Consider the following 10638-nt stretch of genomic DNA (forward strand, 5'->3'; position numbering starts at 1 on the left):
TTCATCCTCCCGACTTCGCGGGCAGCAGGGCGAGCACTCGCGCGAGCACCGAGACGCCCTCCTCGTATTCGTTGAGGTCGATGTGCTCGTGGGGCGTGTGGTCCAGGGAGGAATCGCCAGGGCCGTAGGCGAGGGTGGGCACCTGCCACGCCGCCGCCACGGTGTTCCAATCGGAGGTCCCCGTCTTCAGCCGCAGCGTCGGCCGGGCGCCCCGCTCGCGGATGGCCTTCTTGAACGTGCGAGAGAGCTCGTCGTTCCCATCCGTGCTGACCGCCTTCTTGTTCGAGACCGCCTTTACGCTCACACCGGGAACACCGCCCAGGAGCGCCAGCAGTTGGTCTCCATCACTGTGCGGTCCAGTGCGGATGTTCACGCTGGCCCGGGCCCACTCCTCGGTATCCGTCGAGCCCGTCTGGAAAGACGTCAGCGAGGGGATGTCCTGCTCGAAGAGTGGACGCTCGCGATTCCACGCGTCGCAGTGGCCGCGGAGCGCGTTCCAGGCCTCGACGACGTGCTCGGCGGCGGCTCGGTAGTCGCGGCTAGCCGTGTGACGCCGGATCGCGCGGTACTCGAGCTCGGCCCGGACGAGCCCCTTATAACCGATGGTGACGGCATGGGCGCCGCTTGGCTCTCCGTTGATGACGAAGTCCGGACGGTAGCGCTCGCGCACATGGAACGCGCCGCGGGTGATGGCGACCTCCTCCTCGACGCACCCGAGCAGCAGGAACTTCTTCCCGGCACGCTCGCTCTCCTCGAGCAGCTCGACGGCCTCGATGAAGGCTCCGATCGCCCCCTTGGCGTCCACGGTTCCGCGTCCGAAGAGACGGCCGTCCTCGATGCGCACCGGCACCTCGCCAGGCACGGTGTCGATGTGGCCGAGCAGCGCGATGCACGTGTTGCCCTCGCCCATGCTCGCGATCGTGTTGCCCACCTCGTCGGTGTGCGCGCGCCAACCGCGGCGCTCCAGGTGCTCGGCCAGCGAGCGGGAGAACGCATGCTCGTGGTGGCTGGGGCTGTACTGCTCCACCATCCACTTGAGGAAATCGATCGTCTTCTCACGTGCCCGCATGCGTCGCGTCCTTCTGCTTCGGAGGGAGGGTGAACTTCGTGCCGGACTCCTCGGTGAGGGCGACGAACACCGGCCGATGCACTCGGGAGGAGCTCACGTAGACGGCGGGGACTCCGCCCTGGAGCGCCTTGCGCGCGGCATCCAGCTTGTACCGCATGCGTCCGGCGGCGAGCTGCATGCAGCCCTCCACGTCGTCGCTGTGCCGCACGAGCGTCAACGGATCATTCGGATTCTCGAGCAACCCAGGCACGTTCGACAGCATCACGAACGAGCGGGCGCCGAGCGCGGTGGCGATGGACGCGGCGACCTGGTCCGCGTCGGCGTTCACCAGGACGCCGTCCTCCGTGATCGCGGGAGGGCAGAGGACGGGCACGTGGCCCTGGTCCAGCAGCGACCCCAGCAGCAGCGTGTTCACCGATTGGATTTCTCCGGCGAGGTGCTCCCGGTCGATCCGGATGCGCCCTCCGTCGTTGATCTTCAGCGGTGGCCTCCGTTTCGCGACGAGCGCCCGCCCGTCCGCGCCGCAGAGCCCCACCGCGGAGAGGCCCCGCTCCCCGAGCGACAGGACGATGCGTTTGTTCACCTCGCCCACCCACGCCATCATCAGGATGCGCAGGGTGACCGCGTTCGTGAGCCGCACCACGTTGCCCGAGGGGGTGCTCACCTCGGGGCGCTCGATGGAGTGAAGCTTCAGCAGGCGCTCTCCCGCGTCCGAGCCACCATTCACCACGACGACGCGCTCGCCCTGACGGACGAGCTCCGCGACGTCATTGCAGACGTTCTCGAGATCGACCCCCGCGGCGCCGCCGATCTTGACCACGATGCAGGACGCGCTCATCCGATCACACTCGCTCCGCCATCGACGAGCTGCACCGTCCCCGTGATGAACGAGGCCCGCTCACTGGCGAGGAAGGCGGCGGCGGCGGCGAACTCCTCCGGCCGTCCCACCCGGCGCAGCGGGATGTGGGCCGCCATGGCGCGCAGCCCGGCGTCCATGTCTCCCTCGGCTCCGGCGGTGCGCTCGACCGGGGGCGTGCGGGTGTAGCCGGGGGCGAGCACGTTGACGGTGACACCGCAGTCCCCGAGCTCCTGGACGAGCGCGGACGAGAACCCGACGATGCCGAGCCGGGAGAAGCCCGAGAGCGCGAACCGGGCTACGGGCCGGACGACCGTCTCGGACGTGATGAAGAGCAGGCGCCCCCACCGGGCCGACTTCATGTAGGGGAGGGCGGCCAGGGCCAGGCTGATGGGCGGCAGGAGCACCGAGTCGACGGCATCCCTGTAGGCGGAAATGCCAAACTTCGTCGCCGGGCCCGGAGGCGGCCCGCCGCTGTTCGTCACCGCGATGTGGAGGCCCCCCATGCGGCTGGCGATGTCCTCTACCCAGCGGTGGATGGCATCGGGGTTCTTCAAGTCCACGGAGGTCGCATGCACCTGGCCGCGGGCGAGCTCCTTCAACCGGCGCTCGGCCCGGGCGAGCTTCTCCGGGTCGCGCGAGCCGATGGCGACATGAGCACCTTCCTTCGCCAGCTCCTCGGCGACGGCCAGTCCCAGTCCGCTCGAGCCTCCCGCGACGAGCGCGACCCTACCTGCCAGTCCCAGTTCCACGGATGTCCTCCCGGGTGTCGTTCGTCGCGGTCTTGGAGTCCACGCCCTGACGGGCCTGGGTGCGCGGGGGCTGGAAGTAGCCGTAGCGGGCCATCAGCGGCCATGACAGCGCCTGGGTGATGCTCCTCGCGCGGGCGGGGAGCTCCTTCCTCCACCCGTCGTCCTCCGGGCGCAGGAGCGTGGGCCCGTTGCGGAAGCGATCCGGATTGCCGGTGACGGTGTGGTTCTTCCCCAGGTCGACGGTCCGGCCCTTCACCGGATTGGTCGCATCTCCCGCTCCGACGAGCTCGAGCAGGGCCTGCACCACGTTGGCCGGATCGGCGATGAAGTCCTCGTACCGGAGGAAGAACGAGCGATCCGGGTAGCGCCGGATGATGGCCTCGGAGGCCAGGTTGAACCCAACCCAGTAGGCGGTGCTGCGGAACGCGGACATCGGGACGACGTACTGCTTCGTCTTCGTCCAGGAGTGCGCGGCGGCGCGCGGATCCCTCACGAGGTAGAGGAAGTAGGGCGTAATCCCTTCCACGTGCGGCAGGAGCGCCGCCTCGGACGGGAGCTTCCCGCTGTCCACCAGGGTATGGCTGCCCGTCACCTTCGCGATGGCGTGGTACGTCCGGCTCAGCATGGCCGCGTACTCGCGCACATCCTCCGCGCGAGTCCCGTCCCGGAGGATGCTCCAGGTGTGCCGGGTCCGGACGGCCCGCGTCTGACGCTTCACGATCTCCCGAGCATGGGACGCGGGAGTCTGGCCGGGGGGCGTCTCCTCCTCGAGCACCTTCGACCAGACGCCGCAGCGGGTCAGTGCCTCACCGCAGCCACAGAAGGTGTTGGAGCCGTTGCCGTAGGCATTCTTCCAAAGGAAGCTGAGCTCGCCGGTGTGAAAGAAACCCTTCACCTCGTTGAGCACGTTTCCGATGATCGTGCTGCCGTTGCGGCACCACCCGGTGATGTAGAGGACCTTGAGGTTGGATTGAGACACGCGCGCCCCGCTCGGATTCAACGTCAGGTGAGTGCAGCCACGTAGAAGTGCGTGGGCAGGTGGACCACGAGCGCCTCGTAGATCTCCCCGCACACGGCGAGACCCTCGCGGGGGAAGATGCCCTTGGGCGGCTCGGCGAAACGGATGATGGATCGGCCGCTGTCGAAGATGGTCGCGGCGGCGGTGTAGTCACCGACGATGATGGTGCCCGGGTTGACCATGCGCGCGCGGGCGATGCGCACGCCCATGTCCGCGAGGTCCTTGAGCAGGCTGCCCTGTCCGACGAAGTAGCGGTAGTAGTCCGCCGGGTTCATCAGGATGCCGTCGGCCGAGCCGCCCACCTGCTCCACGCGATCACACGCCGCCAGGAGCGAGGCCACCGGAGTCTCCTTCGCCGCCAGGCGGGTGACGCCCGGGGTCTCCAGCAGACCGCGCACGCGCTCGCCACCGGGGCCACGCGCGAGCGCCTGGTTCTCCGCCGTGCACAGACGCACGAGGAGCCGGTAGTCGATGAACGTCGCGAGCGCCTCCGGATCATCCAGCAGGGCGGGGTTGATCTGCACCCACGCCGTGGTCGGCTTCAGCTGCGTCTTGTCCGAGTGGAACTCGAACGTGGCCTCCTGCCGCAGCTGTGCGTCGATGACGTGCTCGGTGATTTCGGCTTGGGGACGGGTCTCGTACCAGTATTTGACCTGCTGCTGCTCCGTCTTCACGACCTTGAAGAGGCCGCGGACCGCGATGCGCGGACGGCGCTTGAAGCCCGGGAAGGAGTCCGTGATCGTCGTGGAGAACTCCACGGATGCCTTCGTGCCCTGGGAGACAACGGCGGCGGCAAAAGCCCGCCCGGGGGACACCTCGGTCCCCGCGGTACCATTCGTGCTCATGTCTACTCCCTGTTTGGAAATTCCAGACTGCGGGATGTTTCAGATGGGATGCAGGCCGCGGAACCCGAGTCCCTCGGTCTCGGGGCGCCCGAGCATCAGGTTCAAGGCATGGACAGCCGTTCCCGCCGCGCCCTTCACCAGGTTGTCGATCGCCACGTTGACGACGATCCGGTTCCTGTCGGGATCCACGTCCACGGCGAGGTCGCAGTAGTTCGTCCCCTGGAGTGGACCCGGCTCGGGGAAGGGGGAGGCGCTCGTGTTCGGCCGGATGAGCCGCACGAAGGGCTTCTCCCGGTAGGCGGTCGCGATCGCCCGGAGGGGCTCGTTCTCATCGACGATCGGCCTCGCCGCGAAGCAATGCACCGTCGACAGGATTCCGCGCACGCTCGGCACGGCCGTGGCGCTGAAGTGCACGCTCGGACGCGTCCCCGTGAGGCGCTCGACGACATTCTCGAGCTCTCCCGTGTGCCGGTGCCCCACGGGCCGGTAGCAACGGAGGGCGGAGGCGCGCTCGGGGTGATGGGACGAGCGATCCGGCGTGGCGCCGCCCCCGGAGGAGCCCGTCTTCGCATCGACGACGATCTCCGGCTTCACCAGACCCGCACGCACCAACGGCAGGATTCCCAGGAGCGAGGCGTGCGCCATGCAGCCGGGCACCGCCACGTAGCGGGCCTCGGGGAGCTGGCTGGCCGTCCATTCCGGAAGCGCATAGGTGAACTCCGGCACGTCCGCGGGCCGCGGGTGCTTCTTGTACCAGCGCTCGTGGTCCGTTGGAGCCAACCGGAAGTCCGCGCTGAGATCGATCACCCGGCCAGCGAGCTCGCGCACCCGGGCCCAGCGCTCGATGAGCCCACCCTGGGGAAGACAGCTCACGAGGACGTCGCACGGCTCCAGCGCTTCATGCGGGACGAAGCGCAGCGCGCTCATGCCCCGGAGGCTCGGATGCGGGTAGTCCAGGCGCTTGCCCGCGAATTGACCCGAGGTGGCCTGGACGACCTCCACGGCGGGGTGCCCGAGCAGCAACCGCAGCACCTCCCCACCCGTGTAGCCCGAGGCTCCCAGCACGGCCACGCGCGTCATGGATGCACCCCGGCGATGTACTCCGCGATCAGCTCCGGCAGCGGAAGGCGGGTGGATTCGATGCTCCGCGCGAACTCGACACAGTGGTTGACCTCGTTCACGAGGATCTCCCCCTCCCGGGTCTCCAGCAGGTCCACGGCCGCGATGTCCGCCCCGACGGCCGCCGCCGCGCGCTCCGCGAGCTTCGCGTGCGACTCCGGCACTTCGTACCGCTCGGGCACCGCACCGCGCGCGGTGTTCGTCACCCAGTGCTCCGAGCGCCGGCGGATGCCTCCCACCGTCCTGCCCATCACGTAGACGCGCAGGTCATAGCCCGGCTTGTCGATGTACTGCTGCACGAGCCCGACGTGGTCCTGCGCGCTTCCCGTCTCGAAGCGCATCTGCATGAGGCCCTCGGCCGCGCTGCGTCCCTCGATGCGCGCGACCATGCGTCCCCATGAGCCCACCGCCGGCTTCGTCACCACGGGGTAGCCCCGGCGCTCGATCTCCGCGACGCAGGCCTCCTCCTCGAAGCCCGCGAACGACCACGGCATCGCAACACCGTGGGCCGCCAACGCCAGGTTCGTGAGGATCTTGTCCCCACACGTGGTGATGGCCCGGGAGCTGTTCACCACGCGTGCTCCCTTGACCTCGAGGATCGCCGCCAGATACCGAGAGCGGGTGAGCGACATGCTCCGCATCAGGACGACGTTGCCTCCGGACCAGCGCTCCGCGTCCAGCGGGAGGACGAGGTCGGAGTCCTGATGGAGCTCGACGTCGCACTCCCTCTTCCGGAGCGCGTCGAGGATCATCCGCTCTTCCGTGCGCAACCGTGTGTAGATCAGATCGATCTTCTTCATGGGAGTACGAGCCGCTCCGTCTGGTGACTATTCGCCCCAGTCTTCCTCGACCTCGGGCGCCTCGGCGAAGCGCAGGGGCTTCAGGCCGACCACCTCGAGCTCGGCGGAGCAGCCCTCGCACGTGACGACCTCGCCCTCCATGTAGCTGTCGCCGACGATCTCGAAGGCACACGTGGGGCAACCGTTGATTCCCGCCGCGTCCACCTGCTTCTCCAGCTGCTTTTGCACCTGCATCAGTTCCTCCTCGTTGTGACAGGTTCCGGCGCCACCGCGTGGGGGCGCGACAAAGAGCCGAGGACGCGCTCGGCCACGCTCGCGCCGTCGAGCCCGTGGCCCAGGAGCAGCGATTCGTGGGAGCCCGCGAGCGGATCGTAGCGATCCTGGATGCCCATCCGGAGCACCCGCCGGCCGAGCCCGTGCGCGCACACGGTCTCGCACACAGCACCTCCGAGCCCGCCGAGGATGTTGTGCTCCTCCACCGTGACGAGGAGCCGCGTCCGCTCCGCCGTCTCGAGGATGGCCGCCTCGTCGAGTGGCTTGAGCGTGTGCATGTTCACCACGCGCGCCGAGACGCCCTGGGCCTCGAGCCGCGAGGCGGCCTCCAGCGCGACGGAGACGCCGATCTCGCCGTGGGCGATCAGCCCCACGTCCGAGCCCTCTCGGATGCAATGCGCCCGGCCGAGCGCGAAGCCCTCCCGTTGGGCCTCCAGCCGGCTCACCCGGTTGCGGCCGAGCCGCATGTACACCGGGCCGTCGTGCTCGATCATCGCGCGCGTGGCGAGGATCGTCTCCAGCCCGTCCGCGGGGGAGAACACCGTCATCCCCGGCATGGCCCGGAGGATGGCGAGATCCTCGATGGCGTGGTGGGTGGGCCCGAAGAACGCACCCGATACGCCACCGTAGTCACAGACGAGCTTCACGTTCGCCTGGGGGTAGGCCATTCCGAGCCGCACCTGTTCGCAGGCCCGCATCGCCCCGAAGGGCGCGAAGGTATGCGCGAAGACGACGTGCCCCACGTGCGCCATGCCGCACGCCATGTCGAGCATCGTGGCTTCGCAGATGCCCAGGTTGAAGTAGCGGCTCTTGTGGCGGGCCTCGAAGGGATCTCCCGCGCCGCCGAGGTCCGCCTCGAGCAGCACGAGGCGGGAATCCTGTTCCGCGAAGCGCGCCAGCGCATGCCGGAAGATCTGCCGGTTGGGGAGCTTGGGGTTCTCCCGCAGCCAGGCCTCCGGGTCGCTCGCGAGATCCGCGCCCTCCGTCTGGGGCCCGCTCATGGGACCTCTCCCATGGACACGAGCGCGCGCCGGAGTTGCTCGGGGGTGAAGACCGCGTAGTGCGGACCCTTTCCCTTGAACATCGGAACGCCCGCGCCCTTCTGGGTCCTCGCGATGATGGCGCGCGGGGACGTCCCCTTGGCGGGGGCCTCCAGCGCATTACAGAGCGCGCGGAGATCGTGACCGTCCACCTCGATCGCCTCGAACCCAAACATCATCAGCCGGTCCGCGAGCGCAGCCTGCGACAGGATGGACTCCGTCGGTCCATCGTTCTGACCACGATTCCGGTCGATAATTATTGTCAGGTTGGACAGACGTTGATGCGAGGCGATCTGAATGGCCTCCCAATTCGAGCCCTCGCCCATCTCGCCGTCACCACAGATGACATAGACACGATTCCCCAGGCCCCTCAGCCGGTAACCGAGCGAGAGACCTGTCCCCAGGCCCAGCCCATGCCCGAGGCTCCCGGTCGAGAAATCCACGCCGGGAGCCTTTGCATTCACATGGCCAGTGAAGATGCTCCCTTCCGCGTTGTAGCGCCGGACCAGCTCCTCGGGATCGAAGAAGCCAAACTCAGACAGGGCGGCATACAGCCCCGCCGCGGCGTGCCCCTTCGAGAGGATGAGGTGATCGCGCTCCTCCCAGCGGGGATTTCCCGGCCGGGTCCTCATGACGCGCCCGAGGAGCGCCACGAGGATCTCGACCAGGGAGAGGGAGCCTCCGAGATGGCAACCCGTCGGGGTCGCGGCGAGCCGGACGATGAGCCGCCGGATGTGCTTCGCGTGAGCTTCGAGCGCGCCAATCCCGTCATCGGAGGGGCACTCGAGGCCTGCGTCTGTCGTTGCGGCAATCATCGAGCGAGTCATGATTTGTGGGGGGGTGCAATTCGTGACTTCGATGCTTAGTGGGATCACGCTATAGGAAATCAGGAGATGGCTCGTCAATGTGTGAAGTTGGGCACCGATGTAAAAAAAAAATCCGACATTGGCCAGCTGCTCAGAAAGTGTTAGGGGTTGCGCCCTCGAATCACATAAAAAGCCGCAACACGAGAGGTGAACGAGATGGCGGAGAAGTTCGGCAACGCTGTCGCGCGGGTGAATGGCTCGGCCTATCGCCAGAAGGGTTGGTGGCGAGACGAGACTGTTGTCGATGACCTTCTTCGCGCGATCAAGAACCACCCGGACAAGACGGCGATCGTCGCGGCCCGGTACTTCGCGCGCGACGTGACGCGGATCAGCTACGCGGAGCTGGGGATGTACATGGACCGGTTCGCCGGAGCCCTTCGCGAGCTGGGCATCGGGCGCGAGCAGATCGTCGCCGTACAGCTCCCGAACTGGTGGCAGTTCACCGCGATCGCCCTGGCCTGCGCGCGCATTGGCGCCGTCCTCGCGCCCATCCCTCCCGACTACCGGCGACGCGAGGTGGAGTTCATCCTCGGCAGGACCGAGGCCCCGGTCTACATCGGCCCCTCGAGCTGGACCGGGTTCTCGCACCGCGACATGCTCCGGGAGATGGCTCCGGCGCTCCCCGCGCTGCGTCATCGGATCTTCCTCGGCGCGGGGACGAGCGGCCTGGCGGAGGGAGAGCTGGATTTCGATGCCTGGCTGGTCTCCAACCGGTGGGAGGATCGCTACCCGGCTGGCGCGCTGGACGAGCTGACCGCACGTGCGGACGACGTGTTCAACGTGCTCTACACCTCGGGCACCACCGGCGAGCCCAAGGGCGTGGTCCACTCGTACAACACGAACTACGCCATCACCCGGGCCCTCAACGAGACCCTGGGACTGGGCGCGGATGACGTCATCTCGCTGCCGAGCCTCCTCACCGCCTCGAGTGGCTTCACCTATCTCTTCCAGATGCCCGTGCTCCTCGGGGCGACGGCTGTCTATCTGGACGTGGCGGATCCCGAGTTCCACCTGAAGCTCATCGAGGAGCATGGAATCTCGTTCATGTATGGGATTCCCACGTATTTCCTGAACATGCTCGCGGCGCAGAAGCGCCGGCCCCGGAAGATCACGACGCTCAAGTGTCTGGCCACCGGATCCACGCCCGTGCCGCCCCACCTCATCGCCGAGGTGCGTGATGTCTTTGGCGTCCGGCTGCACACGCTCTGGGGCATGACGGAGAACGGTGCCGTCACCATCACCCGGCACGAGGATCCCCCCGACTGGCCGGCGAACAGCGACGGCGCTCCCGTGCCCTGGATGGAGGTGAAGATCGCCCCGGCCACCGCGGAGGATGGGAGCCCCTTCCCGGATGGCGCGGGACGGCTCCTGGTCCGCGGCGCGAGCCAGTGCCTCGGGTACTTCAAGCGCGAGGACATCTACAACGCGTGTGTGGATTCGGAAGGTTGGTTCGACACGGGCGACCTGGCTCGAGATGACGGACGCGGCGGCATCCGCATCGCCGGCCGGCTCAAGGACATCATCTTCCGGCACGGCCTGAAGATTCCCGTCATCGAGGTCGAATCGGCGCTGTATGCGCATCCCAAGGTGAAGGAGGTCGCCATCGTGGCCCACGCGGATGACCGCATCGGCGGCGAGCGGGTGTGCGCCGTCGTGGTGCCTCGCGAGGAGGCTCCCTCCCTCAATGAACTGCGGGAGCACCTCCGCAAGGCCGGCATGTCCGTCTCGTACTGGCCGGACCGTCTGGAGATCATCTCCGAGATGCCGAAGACGCCCTCCGGGAAGATCCGCAAGTTCCTCCTGCGCGAGCGCTTGAAGGAGACGTCCGGCAGCACCTCCTGAGTCTGTCTTTCGCTTCTGATTTCGTGGTCTTCCCGCTGCCTCCGGGCAGCGGGCGCAGTCTCGCCGTGCGCGCCTTTCCCCCCGGGCGCGGATTCCCCCCACTCCCACACCGAGGGCTCTTCGCACCGCGGAGGGCTTCCACCCGGTTCAGGACACGC

The 10638-nt window shown here is 67.9% G+C and carries 11 protein-coding genes; 1 reads left to right on the forward strand and 10 read right to left on the reverse strand.

From position 1 onward, the window contains the following. Position 1: 1 nt before the first annotated feature. The 10 genes from JQX13_RS36410 to JQX13_RS36455 are packed head-to-tail and all read right to left on the reverse strand — an operon-like array spanning position 2 to position 8587. The gene (locus JQX13_RS36410; RefSeq protein ID WP_203404031.1) at positions 2-1069 is read right to left on the reverse strand and encodes a M20/M25/M40 family metallo-hydrolase; all 1068 of its coding nucleotides are present in this window, start codon (positions 1067-1069) and stop codon (positions 2-4) included. Next, positions 1056-1907, reverse strand: a complete 852-nt coding sequence (locus JQX13_RS36415) for a [LysW]-aminoadipate kinase (RefSeq protein ID WP_203404032.1) — start codon at positions 1905-1907, stop codon at positions 1056-1058. The genes JQX13_RS36410 and JQX13_RS36415 overlap by 14 nt, the downstream gene beginning before the upstream one ends. After that, positions 1904-2677, reverse strand: a complete 774-nt coding sequence (locus JQX13_RS36420) for an SDR family oxidoreductase (protein WP_203404033.1) — start codon at positions 2675-2677, stop codon at positions 1904-1906. Before JQX13_RS36420 ends, JQX13_RS36415 begins: the two co-directional genes overlap by 4 nt. Continuing rightward, positions 2655-3656, reverse strand: a complete 1002-nt coding sequence (locus tag JQX13_RS36425; protein ID WP_239014071.1) for a sulfotransferase — start codon at positions 3654-3656, stop codon at positions 2655-2657. The genes JQX13_RS36420 and JQX13_RS36425 overlap by 23 nt, the downstream gene beginning before the upstream one ends. A 23-nt stretch (positions 3657-3679) precedes the next feature. After that, on the reverse strand, positions 3680-4540 hold the full coding sequence (locus JQX13_RS36430) for a family 3 encapsulin nanocompartment shell protein (protein WP_203404035.1): 861 nt from the start codon (positions 4538-4540) through the stop codon (positions 3680-3682). A 39-nt stretch (positions 4541-4579) separates the two neighbouring features. Then, on the reverse strand, positions 4580-5620 hold the full coding sequence (gene argC / locus JQX13_RS36435; protein WP_203404036.1) for an N-acetyl-gamma-glutamyl-phosphate reductase: 1041 nt from the start codon (positions 5618-5620) through the stop codon (positions 4580-4582). After that, positions 5617-6459 (reverse strand): RimK family alpha-L-glutamate ligase, encoded by an 843-nt coding sequence (locus tag JQX13_RS36440; RefSeq protein WP_203404037.1) that lies wholly within the window; start codon positions 6457-6459, stop codon positions 5617-5619. The genes argC and JQX13_RS36440 overlap by 4 nt, the downstream gene beginning before the upstream one ends. A gap of 27 nt (positions 6460-6486) precedes the next feature. After that, the gene (gene lysW / locus JQX13_RS36445) at positions 6487-6693 is read right to left on the reverse strand and encodes a lysine biosynthesis protein LysW (RefSeq protein ID WP_203404038.1); all 207 of its coding nucleotides are present in this window, start codon (positions 6691-6693) and stop codon (positions 6487-6489) included. Then, entirely contained in the window at positions 6693-7733 is a 1041-nt protein-coding gene (locus tag JQX13_RS36450) for a transketolase family protein (RefSeq protein ID WP_203404039.1), read from the reverse strand. Before JQX13_RS36450 ends, lysW begins: the two co-directional genes overlap by 1 nt. Next, complete coding sequence (locus JQX13_RS36455; protein ID WP_203404040.1) at positions 7730-8587, reverse strand: transketolase; 858 nt, start codon at positions 8585-8587, stop codon at positions 7730-7732. The genes JQX13_RS36450 and JQX13_RS36455 overlap by 4 nt, the downstream gene beginning before the upstream one ends. Before the next feature lie 207 nt (positions 8588-8794). Here JQX13_RS36455 and JQX13_RS36460 point away from each other — a divergent pair, with 207 nt between their 5' ends. After that, positions 8795-10480, forward strand: coding sequence for an AMP-binding protein (locus JQX13_RS36460; protein WP_203404041.1), 1686 nt, complete (start codon positions 8795-8797; stop codon positions 10478-10480). Positions 10481-10638: the final 158 nt, after the last annotated feature.

Origin of the sequence: Archangium violaceum (assembly GCF_016859125.1) — a bacterium.
Lineage (GTDB): Bacteria > Myxococcota > Myxococcia > Myxococcales > Myxococcaceae > Archangium > Archangium violaceum_A.

Coding starts and splice junctions, on each gene's coding strand:
- JQX13_RS36450 (WP_203404039.1), bottom strand. CDS start 7,733: ATGAGCGGGCCCCAGACGGAGGGCGCGGATCTCGCGAGCGACCCGGAG.
- lysW (WP_203404038.1), bottom strand. CDS start 6,693: ATGCAGGTGCAAAAGCAGCTGGAGAAGCAGGTGGACGCGGCGGGAATC.
- JQX13_RS36415 (WP_203404032.1), bottom strand. CDS start 1,907: ATGAGCGCGTCCTGCATCGTGGTCAAGATCGGCGGCGCCGCGGGGGTC.
- argC (WP_203404036.1), bottom strand. CDS start 5,620: ATGACGCGCGTGGCCGTGCTGGGAGCCTCGGGCTACACGGGTGGGGAG.
- JQX13_RS36460 (WP_203404041.1), top strand. CDS start 8,795: ATGGCGGAGAAGTTCGGCAACGCTGTCGCGCGGGTGAATGGCTCGGCC.
- JQX13_RS36440 (WP_203404037.1), bottom strand. CDS start 6,459: ATGAAGAAGATCGATCTGATCTACACACGGTTGCGCACGGAAGAGCGG.
- JQX13_RS36410 (WP_203404031.1), bottom strand. CDS start 1,069: ATGCGGGCACGTGAGAAGACGATCGATTTCCTCAAGTGGATGGTGGAG.
- JQX13_RS36455 (WP_203404040.1), bottom strand. CDS start 8,587: ATGATTGCCGCAACGACAGACGCAGGCCTCGAGTGCCCCTCCGATGAC.
- JQX13_RS36430 (WP_203404035.1), bottom strand. CDS start 4,540: ATGAGCACGAATGGTACCGCGGGGACCGAGGTGTCCCCCGGGCGGGCT.